Here is a 20,206-nt window from a genome sequence, read left to right as displayed (position 1 = left end):
GTTGTTCAGTACATTGATCGCCTTGATCACCGGGGCGGGGGCGACGGCAGATGACCAAGGATGCGGACCTGCCGGGCGGGGGCGGGCTCGACGACCGGGTCCCGTTCCTGGCCCGGCTCGAAGACGCCGACGGCGCGGCGATACGGGCGCTCGGTCGTGAGGTGCTCTACCCACCCCGCCGCACCCTGCTCCACCAGGACGAACCAACCGCCCACGTCCTGCTCGTGCTCCAGGGCTGGACCAAGGTCACCGTGGCCCACCCCAACGGCTACCAGGCCCTGCTCGCGCTGCGCGGGCCGGGCGACATCATCGGCGAGTCCGCGGCCCTCACCTGCCACCCCCGCTCCGCGACCGTGACAGCCCTCGAAGACGTCCGCGCGGTCGTCATCGAGCAGGAGCGCTTCCGCGTCTTCCTCGGCAGCTCGCCCGAGGTCTCCCTCCAACTGCTCGCCCTCGCCTCGGACCGCATACGTGCTGCGGACCGGCGCAATCTCCAGTTCGCCTCGGTACCGGTACGCGAGCGGCTCGCGGTGCTCCTCCTGGACCTGGCACACATCCACGGCCGGCGCACGGAGGAAGGGGTGGAGGTCGCGGTCCCGCTCACCAAACAGGAGCTGGCGGGGGCCGTAAGCGCCTCCCGTGAGATGGTCCAGCGCGAGCTGAAAGCCCTACGGGACCGGGGCGTCATCAACACGGGCCGGCGCAAGGTCGTGATCGTACGTCCGGACGTACTGCGCCGCATCGCACGCAGCGGGCCTGCGACAGCCTGACGCAGGGCCCTGTTGGGTTCAGTGCACTCGGTCACACTGGGGTGCGTCATCCTGCCTCACAACATCACGGCCGGCTGCCCGACGCTGCTGGCATGACACAGCCGCAGCCCCTCTTCCGCCATCTGCTCCTGATCGACACCGAGCGGTACAGCGACCGCGACGACGTGCAACAGGCATACCTCCGCCGCATGCTCTTCGGCATCGTCGACCGGGTCCTGCTCTCGGCTGGTGCTGACCAGAGCCTGCGTCGGCGGGCCGACCGAGGCGATGCGGTCATGGAACTCATCGACCCCTCCGTCCCACCGACCGACCTGCTGCGCGCCCTGCTGCGGGATGCCCCGGCGGAACTGCGTGCCGTGAACCGGCTCGCCGCCGGTTCCGCGCAGCTCCGCCTTCGCGCAGTCCTGGCCACCGGCTACGTCCATATCGACGAGTTCGACGGCTGGGTGGGGACGGACCTGAACAACGCCTGCCGTCTCCTGGACGGCGACCCGCTGCGCGCTGCGCTGCGCGAGGCCGGTGACGACTTCGCACTGTGCGTCTCGGAGTCGGTGCACGTCGGCATCGTCGCCCACGGTCACCTCGGCATCCCGAAGGACGCGTTCTACCGGATCACCGTCCCCAGCAAGAACGGTCCACTGTCCGCCTGGCTCCACGGCCCTCTTCCGACAGCCGCAGCCGCGCCCCCGTCGCCGGAGTCCGTCCCGCCGTCGGCCCCCCGGCCTGCCACCCCTGAGCCCCCGTCCCCCGCCGGCCTCGACTTCCGGGGCACCAACAACGGTGTCGTCGCGAACCGCGTCGAGGGTGCCATCACCTTCGGCGACCGGAGCGAGCGCCCGTGAGCGCGCAGGCACCACAGAGTGCTCCGGAGGCGGAAGCCGACCCACGGGCCGCGGAGGAGAGCACTACCGAAGTCGATCAGCCCGCTCAAGAGCCTTGGGCCGCCCGCCGGGACCTGGACGCCCACGTGCCGGAATCGATGGACCTGCGCTTCCGCGGAACCAACCACGGCGTCACGGCCCAGCAGGTCATCGGCGACATCATCACGGGCGGCAAAACCGAGCACCACTACAACTTCGCCGGCTACAGCGGCTTCGGTGGCGGCCAGGTCTCCGGTGAAATCCCGGAACAAGCCCTGGAACGGCTCGCCGGCGACTTCGTAGAGGAAGGCACGCCCTTCGCCGAGCTACTGGACAGGCTGCGGGAAGAACGCGTGATCGTCCTGACGGGTGATCCCTTCACCGGTCGCCGCACGGCGGCCCTCATGCTGCTGCACCGTCTCGGTGCGACACCGGTCCGCGCCCTTGACCGTGAGGTGACCCCGGGAGAGCTGAGCCAGCGGCTGACCTCGGGTGACGGAGCCGTGGGTCATGTGCTGTGCGATCTGGACATCTCACGCGAGCAGCCGCTACGAGAGGCCCACCTGCTGGCGTTGCGCGACCGGATGCGGGAGCTGAAGGCATACCTCGTGATCACCGTGGGCCACAGCCCGTATGTCGAGGACACAGTGGAACTCGCCGCCTGGCTCCCGCCCGAACCAGCGGCGGTCCTCGCCTCCTTGCTACCCAAGAGGACGGATGAGGCAAGGGCGCGGAGACTGCTGGCCCTGCCGGCCGTCGCCGAGTTCCTCTCGCACGAACGGCAGATCCGCGAGGTCGTGCACTACGTCGCTGTCCTCGCGGAGGCCGACGAGGCACGGATCAAGCAGTACTCGCTGGTCGCTCTGGAACAACAGGTCCAGGAGTGGTTCGAGGAAGCCGAGACTCCGGTGCAGTTACGGGAGAAGGCCTTCCTGATCGCCCTGGCCGCGTTCGACAAGGGCCCGTACGCGCTGACCGCGGAGTTGAGCGATGTCCTGTACGCCGCCCTGCGCAGCACGGGGGACGAGAAGTACCAGAAACCGATACCGGTCTTCGGCACCCACATCGGCAAACGGCTGCAGAACGCACGGGCAAAGCGTTACGACGATCGAGAAATGACCGAATGGGGACCGGTCACCCAGGTCAAGGCCGCCTTCCATGACGAGCGCGTCGCCCCGGTCGTGCTGCGCGAGGTCTGGACCGGCCACCCGGCTGCCCGCCCCGCGCTGATCAAATGGCTCGATGGCCTCTCCGTGGACGGTCGCCCCTTCGTACGGACCCGGGCGGCGGCCACCGTCGCAGTCCTGGCCTACACCGACCTGCCGTCCACCATGGCGCTCATCGTCGAACGTTGGGCGGGAGCGAAGGAATCCCGGCGCCAGCTCACCGCCGTCAGCGCCCTCGCGCTGGCCCACCGGATCGGCGCCCCGAACATCCCACGGATCGTCGACACGTGGAGCACCGCCACGCAGGATCCGAAGCGTTGCTGGGTGGCAGTCCGTGCCTTGGGTCTGATCGGGCCCGAGCGCCCGACGGAGGCCCTCTCCGCCCTACTGGTCCAAGCCCGGCACCAGCACGACAAACAGCTCAAGCAGCCCCACACAGGGGTCGGCGACCGGCAGGTCGCTGCGGAACTACCCCAGTCCGTCGCTCTGCTGCTGTCCTCGGCGGCCGATCCTGCCCTGAGCGCCCTGCTGACGGCCGTCGACGGCCACCCCTCCTCGCGTGTGCTCGCCCTGGACGGGTTCCTCACCGCCTGCGAACGGCCGGATCCGGCAGCATGCCCACCGTTGCTCTGCCAGGCCGCCCACTCCCCCCTCGCCGCAGAACGGATCGCCCGGCTGCTCGGGGTCGCGCTCAACGACCGTACGGCCAACGAGCGTGCCGAGAACGTACTGCGGAGCTGGATCCGAGCCGCGGATTCCGACCCCGCAACAGAAGGGGCGCTTTCGGCCCTGCTCCCCGCAACCATCGCCGACCCCCGCGACGCGGCCCGTCTCAGCCACCTGCTCGACACCGTGCAAGGGGTGGACGGTCGGCCGCGGCCCGCGGTCGCGGAACGGATGCGTACCGCGCTCGCCCGCCCCCACGCACACGCCTGAGGAGGAACGACATGAGTAGCCCGCTGCATCGCTCCAACGACTGGGACCAAGGAGCCGACCGGCACACCCGGCTGAAGGATCCGGTCGTCACCGTGCGCCGGCTGGGCCGTCTCGGCCTGCCCGGTACCTCGCCGACCCGTATCGATCACACCCTCGTCTACACAACACGGCAAGGATCCTTCGAGGTGTTCCTACCGCCGCACCGACCCCGCCGCATCCTGCGGCGCTATACCGCGGTCTACGAGGTGGACATGGGCGTCCACGCCGTACGGACCCGGGTCCAGCTGCCCAGCATCGACGACGCCCACGAATTCGAGGTGAGTGTCGAACTCGACTGGCAGGTCACCGACCCTGCCCGCTTCGTGCGCAGTGGGCACCGCGACGTGCCACGACTCCTGCTGGGCGAGCTCGAACAGGCCGCACGACCGGTCACCCGCCGTTTCCCGATCTCCGACAGTGCGAACGCCGAAGCAGAGGTTCTGGCCGTGGTAGGTGAAGGCAAACCGCTGGGCGAGGAGGCCGGTCTGCGAACCCTGTGGACCGTCCGGCTGCGCCGTGATGAGGAGGGCATCGCCCACGCCCAGCGCCTGCGGGCCATTGAGCAGGCGAGCACCGAGGAGGTACTGACCCAGCAGGGTGGCGCCCGCGCCGACCTGGAGAAGGCCACCCGCGCCCAGGCACAACAGCGGCACCGGCTGGAGCTGCAGGGATACGAAGCCCAGCGGATCGACTTCTACCGCGAGTACCTGACACGCGGCGGAATCGACGCCTGGGCCATGCATCTGACCCAGCATCCGCAGGACTCCGTGAAGGCCATGAACAGTCTCCGCGAAGAGCAGCACGAGCGTCTGCAGGCGCAGATGGTCCTCATCAAGGAAATGCTGACCAAGGCGGGCACCGAACCCTTCGAGCTGGAAGGACCCCGGCGCCTCGCGATCGAGGCCTTCAGCGCCGTCTTCGGCCAAGGCGTGCCACTCGAACAAGGCCCCAGGAAGTCGGTGGCCAAAGACACCGAATCATCCACGGAACCCGATCCCCCGTTCCTTCTGCCGCAACCGGCGGCGGGGGAAGCCTCGGACTGGCAGCCAGTCGCTCCTCCGGACCCGCACGCCGCTCCGGAGGAGCCCCGGTGAACCCCGCGGACGCGGCAGCGGACCGGCTCCTCGCCGACCTGCGCGTCGAGGTCGCCCGAGCGGACAGCAAGGCGGCCCTGCTCGTCGGAGCCCTCGGGATGACCGTCGGTGTGATCAGTGCCCAGCTGTCCGGTCCACACCGGTCCCCCGGTTCTCTGTCGGGCGTCGGTACCGCGCTCTGGTGGGCGGGAGCGGCTGCCCTCGCGCTGGCCCTGCTGGCCCTGCTGCTCGCGGTACTGCCCCGGTCCCTGCGCTCGGACTGGCGTGCGGGCGGTCCGCTGGCCTTCTTCGGCGACATTCGTGCCGCCGACCGGCAGGGCCGACTCGTCGAAGCCCTCGCCGACACAGGTCATGACCCGGCCGGCGCGGTACGTGCCGCGCTGGCCGCGAACAGCCGGATCGCGGTCCGCAAGCACCAGTGGATCCGGGTCGGTCTGCTGGCCTACGGCTCCGGAGCACTGCTGCTGCCCGCCGCGCTGCTTCTCGGCTGACCCTCATCCTGCCCGTGGAGGACTCGCATGCCCGACACCCCCGCTCCGCCGGACGACCTCGAATACCGCACCCCCCCTGGAACCCGGGTCACGTACCGGGCTCGGCAACGACGGACCGACCACACCGTGTGGCTCGGGCTCGCCCTGCACCTGCCCGCGTTCCTGTTCAGCCTCTCGCTGGTAGTGACGGTTGCCCTGGCACTCGATGCCTGGCTGGGCGTCCCGGTCTGGGTGCCCACCACACTGTGGGCGGCCTCCGGGAGCCTCGCCTTCCACCGGCCGGCCGAAATACTGCTGGCCCGCTATGTACTGCGCCTGCACCGCCCGCTCCCCTCCGAGCTCAGCGTGCTGGCCCCCGTGTGGCGCGAGGTCACAGCCCGGGCCGGAGTGGACGGCAGCCGTTACGAGCTGTGGATCGAGGACAGCGGCGACCTGAACGCTCTCGCCGCTGCCGGACACATCGTCGCTGTGACCAGGCGGGCACTGCAGGATCTGCCCACCTCCCAGCTGGCCGCCGTACTCGCCCACGAGCTGGGACACCACACGAGCGGACACTCCTGGTCGGGGCTGCTGGGGTGGTGGTACACGGTCCCCGGGCGCCTCGTATGGCGGACGCTGGTCCGTACGAAGCCCAGGCTGATCCGTATGGCGCGCGGGACGTCGATGACCGCCTGGGCGCTGTTCGTGGTCCTCGTCGGCCATCTGACACTCATCACGGTGAAGGCGACCTACGGCCTTCCCCTTCTGCTGCTGGCCCTGCCCTATCTGACGGCGGCGGTCGGCAGGCGGGCCGAGCTGCGGGCAGACGCGCACGCGGCCCGGCTCGGCTTCGGGCAGCCGCTCTCCCTGACACTGCACGAGCTACTCGTAAAGGAGTCCGCCGCGGCCGACTCGACCCGGCGGACCGGACTCGCGGCGCGGCTGCTCTCCTGCCACCCCGACCACCGCACCCGGCTCCACCACCTTCAGCGCTACCTGTGAAGCGGCTCGGGCACGAACGCCGCAGGGCGGCCGCCCTCTCGGGTGACCGCCCTGTGGTTACTGCTCGTGTCCGACTCAGCCGTTGTACGGGCCGTAGTCGTAGTCCTCCAGCGGGACAGCCTGGCCGGAGCCGGAGCCGAAGGGCGAGTAGTCGATGTCGTCGTAACCGACGGCCGAGTACATCGCTGCCTTGGCCTCTTCGGTGGGCTCCACCCGGATGTTGCGGTAGCGGGCGAGGCCCGTACCGGCCGGGATGAGCTTACCGATGATGACGTTCTCCTTGAGGCCGATGAGGCTGTCGGACTTGGCGTTGATCGCCGCATCCGTCAGGACTCGGGTCGTCTCCTGGAAGGAGGCGGCCGACAGCCAGGATTCCGTCGCCAGCGAGGCCTTGGTGATACCCATCAGCTGCGGACGGCCGGAGGCGGGGTGACCGCCCTCGGTGACCACACGACGGTTCTCGGTCTCGAACTTCGACCGCTCGACCAGCTCGCCCGGCAGGAGCTCCGCGTCGCCGGACTCGATGATCGTCACGCGGCGCAGCATCTGCCGGATGATGATCTCGATGTGCTTGTCGTGGATCGACACGCCCTGCGAGTTGTAGACCTTCTGGACTTCGCCGACCAGGTGGACCTGGACGGCACGCTGGCCGAGGATGCGCAGCACGTCGTGCGGGTTGGTGGCACCCATGGTGAGCTTCTGGCCCACCTCGACGTGGTCGCCCTCGTGCACGATGACCTTGGCGCGCTTCGAGATCGGGAACGCCGTCTCGTCGCTGCCGTCGTCGGGCGTGATGACGATCTTCTTCGTCTTCTCGGTCTCCTCGATCCGCACGCGACCGGCGGCCTCGGAGATCGGGGCGACACCCTTCGGGGTACGGGCCTCGAAGAGCTCGACGACACGCGGCAGACCCTGCGTGATGTCGTCACCGGCCACACCACCGGTGTGGAAGGTACGCATCGTCAGCTGGGTACCGGGCTCACCGATGGACTGGGCGGCGATGATGCCGACCGCCTCACCGATGTCGACCAGCTTGCCGGTGGCGAGCGAGCGTCCGTAGCAGAAGGCACAGGTGCCGACCGCGGACTCACAGGTCAGGACCGAGCGGGTCTTGACCTCCTCGACGCCGTTGGCGACCAGGGCGTCGATGAGCACGTCACCGAGGTCGACGTTGGCCGGCGCGATGACCTTGCCGTCGATGACGACGTCCTCGGCCAGCATGCGGGCGTAGATCGAGGTCTCGACGTCGTCGGCCTTGCGCAGCACGCCGTCCTCGCCGCGAACGGCGATCTTCAGCTTCAGACCGCGCTCGGTGCCACAGTCCTCCTCGCGGATGATCACGTCCTGCGAGACGTCCACCAGACGACGGGTCAGGTAACCCGAGTCGGCGGTACGCAGGGCGGTGTCCGCCAGACCCTTACGGGCACCGTGCGTGGAGATGAAGTACTCCAGAACGGTGAGGCCCTCACGGAAGGACGCCTTGATCGGACGCGGGATGGTCTCGTTCTTCGCGTTCGACACCAGACCACGCATACCGGCGATCTGTCGCATCTGCATCATGTTTCCTCGGGCACCCGAGTCAACCATCATGAAGATGGGGTTCGTCTTGGGGAAGTTCGCGTTCATCGCCTCGGCAACCTCGTTGGTCGCCTTGGTCCAGATCGCGATGAGCTCCTGCGTGCGCTCGTCCTTGGTGATCAGACCGCGCTCGTACTGCTTCTGGACCTTCTCGTCCATCGCCTCGTAGCCCGCGACGATGGCCTTCTTGGCCTCGGGCACGACGACGTCGGAGATGGCCACGGTGACGCCCGAACGGGTCGCCCAGTGGAAGCCGGCCGCCTTCAGGTTGTCGAGCGTCGCCGCCACGATGACCTTGGGGTAGCGCTCCGCCAGGTCGTTGACGATCTCGGAGAGCTGCTTCTTGCCCACCGAGTAGTCGACGAACGGGTAGTCCTCGGGCAGCAGCTCGTTGAAGAGCGCGCGACCCAAGGTCGTCTTCAGACGGAAGCTGTCGCCCGGCTGGAACTCCTGCTCGCCCTCTTCGGCGACCGGCGCCACCCAGCCACGCGGCGGGATGGTGCCCACCGGGAAGCGGATGTCGACGGACGACTGCAGCGCGAGCTCGCCGTTGTCGAACGCCATGGTCGCCTCGGCCGTGGAGCCGAACGCGCGGCCCTCGCCCTTGGTGTCACGGAGCTCACCGTCGGTGGTCAGGAAGAACAGACCGAGGACCATGTCCTGGGTCGGCATCGTGACCGGACGGCCGTCGGCCGGCTTGAGGATGTTGTTCGAGGACAGCATCAGGATGCGGGCCTCGGCCTGCGCCTCCGCGGAGAGCGGCAGGTGCACGGCCATCTGGTCACCGTCGAAGTCCGCGTTGAACGCGGTGCAGACGAGCGGGTGGATCTGGATGGCCTTGCCTTCGACCAGCTGGGGCTCGAAGGCCTGGATGCCGAGGCGGTGCAGCGTGGGCGCACGGTTCAGCAGAACCGGGTGCTCGGCGATGACCTCTTCGAGGACGTCGTAGACGACCGTGCGGCCGCGCTCGACCATCCGCTTGGCGCTCTTGATGTTCTGCGCGTGGTTCAGGTCGACCAGGCGCTTCATCACGAACGGCTTGAAGAGCTCCAGCGCCATGGCCTTGGGCAGACCGCACTGGTGCAGCTTCAGCTGCGGACCGACGACGATCACGGAACGCGCGGAGTAGTCCACACGCTTACCGAGAAGGTTCTGACGGAATCGACCCTGCTTGCCCTTCAGCATGTCGCTGAGGGACTTCAGGGGACGGTTACCGGGACCGGTCACCGGACGACCACGACGACCGTTGTCGAAGAGGGCGTCCACGGCCTCCTGAAGCATGCGCTTCTCGTTGTTCACGATGATCTCGGGGGCACCGAGGTCGAGGAGACGCTTCAGACGGTTGTTGCGGTTGATCACGCGGCGGTACAGGTCGTTCAGGTCGGAGGTCGCGAAGCGGCCACCGTCCAGCTGCACCATCGGACGAAGGTCCGGCGGGATCACCGGCACGCAGTCCAGAACCATGCCCTTGGGCTTGTTGCTGGTCTGCAGGAACGCGGAGACGACCTTGAGGCGCTTGAGCGCACGGGTCTTCTTCTGGCCCTTGCCGGTACGGATGATCTCGCGGAGGCGCTCGGCCTCCTCCTCGAGGTCGAAGGACTCCAGGCGCTTCTGCAGCGCGGCGGCGCCCATGCAACCGTCGAAGTACGTGCCGAAGCGGTCACGCAGCTCGCGGTAGAGGAGCTCGTCGCCCTCCAGGTCCTGGACCTTGAGGTTCTTGAAGCGGGCCCACACCTCGTCGAGGCGGTCGATCTCGCGCTGGGCGCGGTCACGGAGCTGCTTCATCTCGCGCTCGGCACCTTCGCGCACCTTGCGGCGTACGTCGGCCTTCGCGCCCTCGGCCTCGAGCTCGCCCAGGTCGGTCTCGAGCTTCTTGGCACGGCCTTCGAGGTCCGCGTCACGGCGGTTCTCGATCTGCTGGCGCTCGACGGAGACGTGCGCCTCCAGCGACGGGAGGTCGCGGGTGCGACGCTCGTCGTCGACGAACGTGATCATGTACGCGGCGAAGTAGATGACCTTCTCGAGGTCCTTCGGCGCGAGGTCCAGCAGGTATCCGAGGCGCGACGGGACGCCCTTGAAGTACCAGATGTGGGTGACGGGAGCGGCAAGCTCGATGTGGCCCATCCGCTCACGGCGCACCTTGGCGCGCGTGACCTCGACGCCACAACGCTCACAGATGATGCCCTTGAAGCGGACACGCTTGTACTTACCGCAGTAGCACTCCCAGTCCCGGGTAGGACCGAAGATCTTCTCGCAGAAGAGTCCGTCCTTCTCGGGCTTGAGGGTGCGGTAGTTGATGGTCTCCGGCTTCTTGACCTCGCCGTGCGACCAGGTTCGGATGTCGTCCGCGGTGGCAAGGCCGATCCGCAGCTCGTCGAAGAAGTTGACGTCGAGCACTGTGCGTCAATCCCTCTTTCGGGGTCGAGTCTCAATCATGGTCTGAACGGTCCCGGGGATGACGGGGGGCTCTTGAGCGAGCCCCCCGTCAGGCCCGTCAGACCTCTTCGACGCTGCTCGGCTCGCGCCGGGACAGGTCGATACCGAGCTCCTCCGCCGCGCGGAAGACGTCCTCGTCGGTGTCGCGCATCTCGATGGACATGCCGTCCGAGGACAGCACCTCCACGTTGAGGCAGAGCGACTGCATTTCCTTGATGAGCACCTTGAAGGACTCGGGAATGCCCGGCTCGGGGATGTTCTCGCCCTTGACGATGGCCTCGTAGACCTTCACGCGGCCGGTGACGTCGTCGGACTTGATGGTCAGCAGCTCCTGGAGGGCGTAAGCGGCGCCATAAGCCTCGAGCGCCCACACCTCCATCTCACCGAAGCGCTGGCCACCGAACTGCGCCTTACCACCCAGCGGCTGCTGCGTGATCATCGAGTACGGACCGGTCGACCGAGCGTGGAGCTTGTCGTCGACCAGGTGGTGGAGCTTGAGGATGTACATGTACCCGATCGAGATCGGGTCCGGGAACGGCTCGCCGGAGCGGCCGTCGAACAGGCGCGCCTTACCGGACGGGAGGACCAGGCGGTCACCGTCGCGGTTCGGGATGGTGTGCTCGAAGAGGCCGGCGAGCTCATCCTCGCGGGCACCGTCGAACACGGGGGTGGCGACGTTGGTACCGGGCTCGACACGGTCGGCCCCGATGACCTTCAGACGCTCGGCCCACTCCTCGCCGAGCCCGGAGACGTCCCAGCCGCGGCTGGCGAGCCAGCCGAGGTGGATCTCCAGGACCTGTCCCGGGTTCATTCGGGACGGGACACCCAGCGGGTTCAGGATGATGTCGACCGGCGTGCCGTCCTCAAGGAAGGGCATGTCCTCGATCGGAAGGATCTTGGAGATGACACCCTTGTTGCCGTGGCGGCCGGCGAGCTTGTCACCGTCGGTGATCTTGCGCTTCTGGGCGACGTAGACGCGAACCAGCTGGTTCACGCCCGGCGGAAGCTCGTCGCCCTCCTCGCGGTCGAAGACGCGGACACCGATGACCTTGCCGATCTCACCGTGAGGGACCTTGAGCGAGGTGTCACGCACCTCGCGGGCCTTCTCACCGAAGATCGCGCGGAGCAGGCGCTCCTCCGGGGTCAGCTCGGTCTCACCCTTGGGCGTGACCTTGCCGACCAGGATGTCGCCGGCGACGACGTCCGCACCGATGCGGATGATGCCGCGCTCGTCGAGGTCGGCGAGGACCTCCTCGGAGACGTTCGGGATGTCCCGGGTGATCTCCTCGGGGCCCAGCTTCGTGTCACGGGCGTCGACCTCGTGCTCCTCGATGTGGATCGAGGAGAGGACGTCGTCCTGCACGAGGCGCTGCGACAGGATGATCGCGTCCTCGTAGTTGTGACCTTCCCAGGGCATGAACGCGACGAGCAGGTTCTTGCCGAGGGCCATTTCGCCCTCTTCGGTCGCGGGACCGTCGGCGAGGACCTGGGACTCGATGATCCGGTCACCCTCGTTGACGATGACCTTCTGGTTGACCGAGGTGCCCTGGTTCGAGCGGGAGAACTTGGCGACGCGGTACGTGGTGTACGTGCCGTCGTCGTTGGCGACGGTGATGTAGTCGGCCGAGACCTCCTGGACGACACCGTCCTTCTCCGCACGGATCGAGTCACCGGCGTCGACCGCACAGCGGTACTCCATGCCGGTGCCGACGAGCGGGGCCTCCGCCTTGATGAGCGGAACGGCCTGGCGCATCATGTTCGCGCCCATGAGGGCACGGTTGGCGTCGTCGTGCTCCAGGAAGGGGATCATCGCGGTCGCGACGGACACCATCTGGCGCGGGGAGACGTCCATGTAGTCGACGTCGTCGCCGGCGATGTAGTCGATCTCGCCGCCACGACGACGCACCAGCACGCGGTTCTCGGTGAAGCGCATGTCCTCGGACAGGCCGGCGTTGGCCTGGGCGATGACGAAGCGGTCTTCCTCGTCGGCCGTGAGGTAGTCGACCTCATCGGTGACGACACCGTCGATGACCTTGCGGTACGGGGTCTCGACGAAACCGAACGCGTTGACGCGACCGTAGGACGCGAGCGAGCCGATCAGACCGATGTTCGGGCCTTCAGGGGTCTCGATCGGGCACATGCGGCCGTAGTGCGACGGGTGAACGTCACGGACCTCGAAGCCGGCCCGCTCACGGGACAGACCGCCGGGGCCCAGCGCCGACAGGCGGCGCTTGTGGGTCAGGCCCGAGAGCGGGTTGTTCTGGTCCATGAACTGCGACAGCTGGCTGGTGCCGAAGAACTCCTTGATGGAGGCGACGACCGGCCGGATGTTGATCAGGGTCTGCGGCGTGATGGCCTCGACGTCCTGGGTCGTCATGCGCTCGCGGACGACGCGCTCCATACGAGCCAGACCCGTGCGGACCTGGTTCTGGATGAGCTCGCCGACGTTGCGCAGACGACGGTTGCCGAAGTGGTCGATGTCGTCGGTCTCGACGACGATCGAACGGCCGGACTCACCCGTGGTCTCGGTCTCGCCGGCGTGCAGCTTGACCAGGTACTTGATGGTCGCGATGACGTCGTCGGTGGTGAGCACGCCGGCGTCGAGCGGCTCGTCGGCGCCGAGCTTCTTGTTCACCTTGTAGCGGCCGACCTTGGCGAGGTCGTAGCGCTTCGGGTTGAAGTAGAGGTTCTCGAGCAGCGTCTGAGCGGCCTCACGGGTCGGCGGCTCGCCCGGACGCAGCTTGCGGTAGATGTCGAGCAGCGCGTCGTCCTGGCCCTGGGTGTGGTCCTTCTCCAGGGTGGCGCGCATGGACTCGTACTCGCCGAACTCCTCGAGGATCTGCTCGGTGGTCCAGCCGAGAGCCTTCAGGAGGACGGTGACGGACTGCTTGCGCTTACGGTCGATGCGAACGCCGACCATGTCGCGCTTGTCGATCTCCATCTCCAGCCAGGCACCCCGGGACGGGATGATCTTGGCGGAGAAGATGTCCTTGTCGGACGTCTTGTCGATGGAGGAGTCGAAGTAGACACCGGGGGAGCGGACAAGCTGCGACACGACGACACGCTCGGTGCCGTTGATGACGAAGGTGCCCTTGTTGGTCATGAGCGGGAAATCGCCCATGAAGACCGTCTGAGACTTGATCTCTCCGGTCTCGTTGTTCGTGAACTCGGCAGTGACGAACAGCGGAGCCGCGTACGTGAAGTCGCGCTCCTTGCACTCGTCGACAGAGTTCTTCGCCGGCTCGAAACGGTGGTCGCGGAAGGTCAGCGACATCGACCCGGAGAAGTCCTCGATCGGCGAGATCTCCTCGAAGATCTCTTCCAGACCGGACTTGGTGGGGACGTCCTGTCCACTCTCAAGCGCCGACTCGACGCGAGACTTCCAGGCGGCATTGCCGAGAAGCCAGTCAAAGCTCTCGGTCTGCAGCGCCAGGAGGTTCGGAACCTCGAGGGGCTCCTTGATCTTTGCAAAGGAGATGCGCAGCGGGGCGGTGCTGGCACCGTTGTTCGTATTGGTCGAGGCGTTGCGCGAGGCGGCCAAGAGGGGGTCCTTCCGAGGGCTCGGACTCACTACGCGCGTACCGGTCCCAGCAGACACAGAAGACAAGCCCCCCAAATCCAACCGAAAAGGCCAGGTCAGGGTGGATCAATCAAGTGTGCTCAAGCGTGGGCATGTCCCTGGCGACGGGCAGGGGACAGCTAACAGGCAGCGCAAAGGGTCAGTGTAGCCACTCGGCTCACTGATGTCCAGACCAGGTTTCCGGAAACCGGCAACAGGCCTTCCCCATGTCGTTCAACCAACACTGTGTCCAACGCTGCGGCGCCCGTACTCGTACACAGAGCGCGTATCAGTACTGCCCTCTTCGTAGTCGATCCATGCCTCAGATCTCGGATCGAGGTGGTCGACCTCTCGACGGGTCTGAGAATGCTGCGCCGCGTCCCGTTCGTCAAGGCCCCCTGCTCCGAGCGGATCATCTTCGGACCCTGCGTCGGAGCAACGATGATCACCCTACTCCCCAACGAGAGCAGGGCAAATCAGGCACTGCGGGTACGCCAAAGGGCGACCACCCTTACGGGTGATCGCCCTTGGTCGAGGCCCCAGAGGGGCCTCAGAGGTGTTACTTGACCTCGACCGAGGCGCCGGCGCCCTTGAGGGCCTCGGCGGCCTTCTCAGCGGCCTCCTTGGCGACCTTCTCGAGGACGGGCTTCGGCGCACCGTCGACGAGGTCCTTGGCCTCCTTCAGACCCAGGGAGGTCAGCTCGCGCACGACCTTGATGACCTGGATCTTCTTGTCACCGGCGGCGGTGAGGACGACGTCGAACTCGTCCTGCTCCTCGACGGCGTCGGCAACGGCACCCGGGCCGGCCGGACCGGCAACGGCGACGGCCGCGGCGGCGGTGACGTCGAACTTCTCCTCGAAGGCCTTCACGAACTCGGAGAGCTCGATGAGGGTCATCTCCTCGAACTGGGCGAGGAGGTCGTCCTGAGAGAGCTTCGCCATGATGGGCGATCCTTCCACTAAATCGGCAGGTGCCGGATGTATATAGAGGCGGGCGTAACGGCCCGCTACGACCCACGCACTAGGCGGCGTGGATCAGTGCGCGAGCCGAATTACTCGGCACCGCCCTGCTCGGCGAGCTTGACGCGAAGCGCTTCCGCGGTGCGGACGAACTTCGACGGCAGCGCCTGGAAGAGCGAGGCAGCCTGAGACTGCTTGCCCTTGAACGCGCCGGCCAGCTTGCTGAGCAGAACCTCGCGGGACTCGAGGTCCGCAAGCTTCTTGATCTCATCGGCGGTGAGCGCCTTACCATCAAGGACACCCGCCTTGATGATGAGGTTCGGGTTGTCCTTGGCGAAGTCACGCAGGCTCTTCGCCGACTCCACCGGGTCACCGGTGATGAAGGCGACCGCGGTCGGACCAGCGAAGTGCTCGTCCAGCGCGGTGATCCCGGCCTGGTTGGCCGCAATCTTGGTCAGCGTGTTCTTCACCACGGCGTACTGGGCGTTCTCACCAAGGGAGCGACGCAGCGTCTTGAGCTGCGCGACGGTGAGACCCCGGTACTCGGTCAGCACGGCGGCGTTCGAGCTCTGGAACGCGTCCTTGAGCTCGGCTACCGATGCAGCCTTGTTGGGCGTCGGCATGGTGCGTTCGCCTCCTTCCGGGTGATGAGGACCGCTCAGAAGGGGCTGAACAAAAAACGCCCCGGCGCAGGCGCCAGGGCGTGGCTCGACCGGAACGAATTCCGGGAACCTTCCACAGTCACCTACGCGGGTCGTCCGCATTCAACGGATCCTTCGGCCACCGAACCCTTGCGGGCACGGCAACGACCAGCGGTCTTTGGCTTCTGGGGAAGACTACGTGAAGGGATGCAGCCGAGGCAAATCGCCTCAGGAGTCGAGGTCCAGCCCGCCCAGTCCGGCGTCCCGGAGCTTCTTGTCGGCCTCCTGCAGCGTGCGGTCCGCCTCCTTCAGCTTGCGGTCGGTCTCCTTGTTCATGTCTTCGAAGGAGACGACCTGCTCGGCCGGCGGGGCCTGGACCGGGGCGGCCTTTCCGAAGTCGGAGAACTTCGCGGTGGTCCTCGTCGTGCCCCGGGCGTCCGTGCTGACGGTGTCCGCGCGTACCGGGTAGCCGTCCTTGCCGATCCACAGGTCCACCTCGAAGGTGGTGATGTGCTTCACGGCCTCGTGGAGGTACGTGCGGTTCGCCTCTTCCATGACCTTGGTGGACTCGTCCGCCTTGAGCAGGTCCGCAGCGGCGAAGCTGCCCTTGTAGTGCTCGGCGTCGATGCCGTCGGCCGTCTTCTCCGTGCCGACGTGGGTGAGCTTCTCCTGGCCCAGCAGCATCGCGAGGTACTCGGCCGGGTCGTCGTTGAGCCGGACCCCGGGCTTGCCGTCCTTGGCCAGGTCCATGCTCATCCAGGACTTGCCGCCCCGGGGCTCGGCCATGCCGGTGTAGGTCATGTCGGCGATCATGATCGAGCGGGTGTCGGGCCTCTCGCTCTTGAGGATCACGTCGTGGCTGGACGGGTACCAGCCCTTCGTCCCGGACTGCCCGATGGTCTTGCCGTCGGCCCCGACGATGGACAGCTCCGCCTTGGCGAACCCCGCGGCCACCGTCTTCAGGTAGGACGCCTTGACGGCCTCCACGGAGGAATGCGCCTTCGCCGGGGCCCCCTGGCCCCCGTCCGCCTTGGTGGTGCCCGCGTCGGCCTTGTCGCCGCCGCAGGCCGTGAGACCGCCCACGAGCAGCGCGGTGCCCGCCACCGCGACAGCGGCCCGGGTCAGGACAGTCTGGTTCATCTGGTTCTCCCCCATGAGTGGTTCTTCGTTCCGGTCGTGCGTACGGCTCTCGGCTCGCGGGGCGGTCAGGCCCCCGCGCCGAGTTCGCTCAGCCTCTTGAACATCGCGAAGAGATCGAAGGTCTCGCTCTCCGGCGGCGTCCGGACCGTGGCCGCGGTGCCGTAGTCCGCGTAGTGGGCGTCCGTCTTCAAGGTCCCCTGCGGTGTCCCGATGCCGACCGACATGCGCACCGGGTAGCCGTCCTTGTCGACCCAGACGTCCAGGTCGTAGCCCTTGATGCCGGCCTTCTTCGTGGCCTCGACCAGCCGCGCCCGCTCGGCGTCGGAGAGCGGTGCGGCGGATCTGTCCGCCGCCGACATCTCCTCCAGCGTCAGGGTGCCCTGGTAGCGCTCGGCCTCCACCCCGTCGACCTTCTCGGCTCCGAGGTGCTTCACGTTCGGCGAGCCGAGCAGCAGGGCGAGCTGCTCGGCCGGGTCCTGGTTGCGGTCCATGCCGCTCATACCGCCCATACCGCTCATACCGCTGAGCTTCTTGAGCGCCTCGGCGTCGCCGGAGGCCTGCGCCACCGCGTCGAGGTCCAGCTTCACCCAGCGCTTGCCCCCCAGGCCTGCCGTCATCGGGGAGTCCTTCGGCGCCTCCATGAACATGACGTCGTTCGACATGATCATGCGCATGGAGTCGGCGCCCGACCCCACGGGGAGCGCGCCCTTCACGGTGACGTCCATGACCTGCGGGTCCCAGCCCTGGACGCCGCTCATCTCCACGGTCCCGCCCGCGCCCGGCGAGCCGGGCATCGACATGGTCAGGCGGACCTTGGCCGACCTGGCCGCGGAGGTCTTCCTGTACGCGGCCGCGAGCGCCTCGGTGGTGGCGCCGTCCACGACGGGCCGGTCCGGCCGCGCGCTCGCCCCGCCTTCGCAGGCCGTGGCGCCGCCGGCGAGCAGTACGGCGGCCAGCGCCGCGCCGATCGTCTTCCTCCGGTACGCGGCCACGCGCTTCCCCCACCCCTTGGTCAATCGCTTGTTCGAGCCGACCCTACGTTCCCCCTCTGCCGGATCGCGCCCCGATTAAGCCCTGCTCGGGGGATGTGTGGCCCGGAACACGGAAGCGGGCCCCCCGCCACCCTGTGAAGGGGGCGAGGGGCCCGCTGGGCCACTCGGTGAGCCGTCAGGCTCAGACAGCAGCCGGGTCTTCCTCGACGAGGAGGTTCCGGGTGCGGTTCGAGTCCAGCTGGATGCCGGGGCCCATCGTGGTGCTGAGGGCGGCCTTCTTGACGTAGCGGCCCTTCGCGGCGGACGGCTTCAGACGCAGGATCTCGTCCAGGGCCGCGCCGTAGTTCTCGACCAGCTGCTCATCGGAGAAGGAGACCTTGCCGATGATGAAGTGCAGGTTCGAGTGCTTGTCGACGCGGAACTCGATCTTGCCACCCTTGATCTCGGTGACAGCCTTCGCGACGTCCATCGTGACGGTGCCGGTCTTCGGGTTCGGCATCAGGCCACGGGGACCGAGCACGCGGCCGAGGCGGCCGACCTTGCCCATGAGGTCCGGGGTGGCCACAACGGCGTCGAACTCGTTCAGGCGGTTGCCCTTGGCGATCTCGTTGATCAGCTCGTCGTCGCCGACGATGTCGGCGCCGGCGGCTTCCGCGGCCGCGGCACGGTCACCGGTCGCGAAGACCAGGACCCGGGCGGTCTTGCCGGTGCCGTGCGGGAGGTTCACGGTGCCGCGGACCATCTGGTCGGCCTTGCGCGGGTCGACACCCAGGCGGAAGGCGACCTCGACGGTGGCGTCGAACTTGGTCGTGGAGGTCTCCTTGGCGAGACGGACGGCCTCGAGCGGGGCGTAGAGCTTGTCCCGGTCGACCTTGGCGTCCGCAGCGCGGAGAGTCTTGCTGCGCTTCACTTCTGCTCCTGTATTTCGGCTTCAGGCATGGAGTCGTGGTGCGGACCAGCGCTTGGTCCTACCACTGATGGTGCTGGGGTGGCTGGATCAGCCTTCGACGGTGACGCCCATCGAACGCGCGGTGCCGGCAATGATCTTGACGGCGGCGTCGATGTCGTTGGCGTTCAGGTCGGGCATCTTCAGCTCGGCGATCTCCTTGACCTGGGCAGCCGTGAGCTTGGCGACCTTGGTCTTGTGGGGCTCGCCGGAGCCCTTCTCGATGCCCGCGTGCTTCAGGATGAGGCGCGCGGCCGGCGGAGTCTTGGTGATGAAGGTGAAGGAACGGTCGTCGTAGACCGTGATCTCCACCGGCACGACCATGCCACGCTGCGACTCGGTCGCGGCGTTGTAGGCCTTGCAGAACTCCATGATGTTGACGCCGTGCTGACCGAGCGCGGGGCCGACCGGCGGAGCCGGGTTGGCCGCACCGGCCTTGATCTGGAGCTTGATAAGCCCCGTGACCTTCTTCTTCTTGGGAGGCATTGCTCTCTCCGGGTCCTAGTGAGAGTTTTCAGCCGCCCATCCGGTCATCCGGATGGAGGCATACCGCACCACGATAACGGGTATCGGTGCGGGGCTAAAAACCGAGCAGGTCAGACCGCCCTTCACGGGGCGATCTGACCTGTCCGGAAGCTGTCGCTCAGAAGATCAGTTCTTCTGGATCTGGTCGAAGCTGAGCTCGACCGGGGTCTCGCGGCCGAAGATCTCGACGAGGCCCTTGACCTTCTTCGAGTCGGGGTTGATCTCGTTGATGGTCGCCTGCAGCGTCGCGAACGGGCCGTCGGTGACGGTGACCGAGTCGCCGACCTCGAAGTCCAGGACCTCGATGGTGCGCTTGACGGCGGGCGCGGGCAGACCGGCCTCTTCCGCGGCGGCCTTGGCGGCCTTCTCCTGCGCCTCCGGGGCGAGCATCTTGACGATCTCGTCCAGGGTCAGCGGGTACGGGTCGTACGCGTTGCCGACGAAGCCGGTGACGCCAGGTGTGTTGCGGACGACGCCCCAGGACTCGTTCGTCAGATCCATGCGGACGAGAACGTAGCCGGGCAGCTTGTTCTGCCGGACGTTCTTGCGCTCGCCGTTCTTGATCTGGACGATCTCTTCCTCGGGCACCTCGGCCTGGTAGATGAACTCCTCGACGTTCAGCGAGACGGCGCGCTGCTCCAGGTTGGCCTTCACGCGCTTCTCGTAGCCGGCGTAGGTGTGGATCACGTACCACTCGCCGGGGAGCAGACGCAGCTCCTCGCGCAGGGCCTGGATGGGGTCGACGGGCTCGGCGGGCTCGGCCGGAGCGGCCTCCTCGGCCTCTTCCTCGTCGGCCTCGACGTCGTCAGCAGCCTCTTCGACCTCGGCGTCGACCTCGGCGTCAGCCGCGTCCTCGTCCTCGTCGGACTCGACGTGCAGCGCGGCTTCCTCGGCCGCGGCACCCGCCTCGGCGTCGGCGAGCTCGGCCTCGTCGGGGTCCACAGCGTCTGCCGCCTCGACGATGTCGAGCTCGTCCTCGACGGACTCGACGGAGTCGTGGCTCGCGTTCAGGTTCGGGTCAGACACGGTGGCTGCTTCTTCCTGGATACAAAAGGTGGTGGAACATGCGAAAACGGGCGACACCATCAAGG

Annotated in this window: 15 protein-coding genes; 6 read left to right on the top strand and 9 right to left on the bottom strand. The window is 67.4% G+C overall.

Going from position 1 to position 20,206, the window contains the following annotated elements:
• Positions 1-50: 50 nt before the first annotated feature.
• The 6 genes from BCL76_RS06130 (at position 51) to BCL76_RS06105 (ending at position 6,337) form a co-directional block, all read left to right on the top strand.
• Positions 51-770 (top strand): Crp/Fnr family transcriptional regulator, encoded by a 720-nt coding sequence (locus tag BCL76_RS06130; protein WP_109778521.1) that lies wholly within the window; start codon positions 51-53, stop codon positions 768-770.
• A 92-nt stretch (positions 771-862) separates the two neighbouring features.
• On the top strand, positions 863-1,612 hold the full coding sequence (locus BCL76_RS06125) for a hypothetical protein (RefSeq protein WP_109778520.1): 750 nt from the start codon (positions 863-865) through the stop codon (positions 1,610-1,612).
• Positions 1,613-1,737: 125 nt separating this feature from the next.
• A complete protein-coding gene (locus BCL76_RS06120; RefSeq protein ID WP_146228324.1) occupies positions 1,738-3,732 on the top strand; it encodes a hypothetical protein in 1,995 nt (664 codons plus the stop codon).
• Between the two features lie 11 nt (positions 3,733-3,743).
• Positions 3,744-4,865: a hypothetical protein gene (locus tag BCL76_RS06115; protein ID WP_109778518.1), complete on the top strand. Its 1,122-nt coding sequence runs from the start codon at positions 3,744-3,746 to the stop codon at positions 4,863-4,865.
• Positions 4,862-5,356 carry a Pycsar system effector family protein gene (locus BCL76_RS06110; RefSeq protein ID WP_109778517.1) on the top strand — a complete coding sequence of 165 codons (495 nt, stop codon included), beginning with the start codon at positions 4,862-4,864 and terminating at the stop codon, positions 5,354-5,356. Before BCL76_RS06115 ends, BCL76_RS06110 begins: the two co-directional genes overlap by 4 nt.
• A gap of 27 nt (positions 5,357-5,383) precedes the next feature.
• Positions 5,384-6,337 carry a M48 family metalloprotease gene (locus BCL76_RS06105; RefSeq protein ID WP_109778516.1) on the top strand — a complete coding sequence of 318 codons (954 nt, stop codon included), beginning with the start codon at positions 5,384-5,386 and terminating at the stop codon, positions 6,335-6,337.
• Positions 6,338-6,412: 75 nt separating this feature from the next.
• On the opposite strand, the gene BCL76_RS06100 is transcribed toward BCL76_RS06105, so the two are convergent.
• The 9 genes from BCL76_RS06100 to nusG all read right to left on the bottom strand — a co-directional run bounded on the left by BCL76_RS06100 (position 6,413) and on the right by nusG (position 20,141).
• Positions 6,413-10,312: a DNA-directed RNA polymerase subunit beta' gene (locus BCL76_RS06100; protein ID WP_030725970.1), complete on the bottom strand. Its 3,900-nt coding sequence runs from the start codon at positions 10,310-10,312 to the stop codon at positions 6,413-6,415.
• 97 nt (positions 10,313-10,409) lie between these two features.
• A complete protein-coding gene (gene rpoB / locus BCL76_RS06095; RefSeq protein WP_030008451.1) occupies positions 10,410-13,892 on the bottom strand; it encodes a DNA-directed RNA polymerase subunit beta in 3,483 nt (1,160 codons plus the stop codon).
• A gap of 577 nt (positions 13,893-14,469) precedes the next feature.
• Complete coding sequence (rplL, locus tag BCL76_RS06085; RefSeq protein WP_030767270.1) at positions 14,470-14,853, bottom strand: 50S ribosomal protein L7/L12; 384 nt, start codon at positions 14,851-14,853, stop codon at positions 14,470-14,472.
• 110 nt (positions 14,854-14,963) lie between these two features.
• Positions 14,964-15,494, bottom strand: a complete 531-nt coding sequence (rplJ, locus tag BCL76_RS06080) for a 50S ribosomal protein L10 (RefSeq protein ID WP_030008449.1) — start codon at positions 15,492-15,494, stop codon at positions 14,964-14,966.
• 246 nt (positions 15,495-15,740) lie between these two features.
• On the bottom strand, positions 15,741-16,652 hold the full coding sequence (locus BCL76_RS06075; protein WP_146228323.1) for a hypothetical protein: 912 nt from the start codon (positions 16,650-16,652) through the stop codon (positions 15,741-15,743).
• A 65-nt stretch (positions 16,653-16,717) separates the two neighbouring features.
• A complete protein-coding gene (locus BCL76_RS06070) occupies positions 16,718-17,644 on the bottom strand; it encodes a hypothetical protein (RefSeq protein ID WP_109778514.1) in 927 nt (308 codons plus the stop codon).
• Positions 17,645-17,825: 181 nt separating this feature from the next.
• Positions 17,826-18,554, bottom strand: coding sequence for a 50S ribosomal protein L1 (rplA, locus tag BCL76_RS06065; RefSeq protein ID WP_109778513.1), 729 nt, complete (start codon positions 18,552-18,554; stop codon positions 17,826-17,828).
• 87 nt (positions 18,555-18,641) lie between these two features.
• Positions 18,642-19,076, bottom strand: a complete 435-nt coding sequence (gene rplK, locus BCL76_RS06060; protein WP_030008445.1) for a 50S ribosomal protein L11 — start codon at positions 19,074-19,076, stop codon at positions 18,642-18,644.
• A 165-nt stretch (positions 19,077-19,241) separates the two neighbouring features.
• The gene (nusG, locus tag BCL76_RS06055; RefSeq protein WP_109778512.1) at positions 19,242-20,141 is read right to left on the bottom strand and encodes a transcription termination/antitermination protein NusG; all 900 of its coding nucleotides are present in this window, start codon (positions 20,139-20,141) and stop codon (positions 19,242-19,244) included.
• Between the last annotated feature and the right edge of the window lie 65 nt (positions 20,142-20,206).

It is taken from the genome of Streptomyces sp. CG 926, from assembly GCF_003148825.1.
Classification (GTDB): domain Bacteria; phylum Actinomycetota; class Actinomycetes; order Streptomycetales; family Streptomycetaceae; genus Streptomyces.
The sequence above is the reverse complement of the archived record's forward strand: the minus strand, read 5'-3'. Positions and strand labels throughout refer to the sequence as shown.

What these genes read in the sequence shown, in the direction of transcription:
- BCL76_RS06130 (WP_109778521.1), top strand. Translation starts at nt 51, where the DNA reads ATGACCAAGGATGCGGACCTGCCGGGCGGGGGCGGGCTCGACGACCGG.
- BCL76_RS06125 (WP_109778520.1), top strand. Translation starts at nt 863, where the DNA reads ATGACACAGCCGCAGCCCCTCTTCCGCCATCTGCTCCTGATCGACACC.
- BCL76_RS06115 (WP_109778518.1), top strand. Translation starts at nt 3,744, where the DNA reads ATGAGTAGCCCGCTGCATCGCTCCAACGACTGGGACCAAGGAGCCGAC.
- BCL76_RS06105 (WP_109778516.1), top strand. Translation starts at nt 5,384, where the DNA reads ATGCCCGACACCCCCGCTCCGCCGGACGACCTCGAATACCGCACCCCC.
- rplL (WP_030767270.1), bottom strand. Translation starts at nt 14,853, where the DNA reads ATGGCGAAGCTCTCTCAGGACGACCTCCTCGCCCAGTTCGAGGAGATG.
- rplJ (WP_030008449.1), bottom strand. Translation starts at nt 15,494, where the DNA reads ATGCCGACGCCCAACAAGGCTGCATCGGTAGCCGAGCTCAAGGACGCG.
- BCL76_RS06075 (WP_146228323.1), bottom strand. Translation starts at nt 16,652, where the DNA reads ATGAACCAGACTGTCCTGACCCGGGCCGCTGTCGCGGTGGCGGGCACC.
- rplK (WP_030008445.1), bottom strand. Translation starts at nt 19,076, where the DNA reads ATGCCTCCCAAGAAGAAGAAGGTCACGGGGCTTATCAAGCTCCAGATC.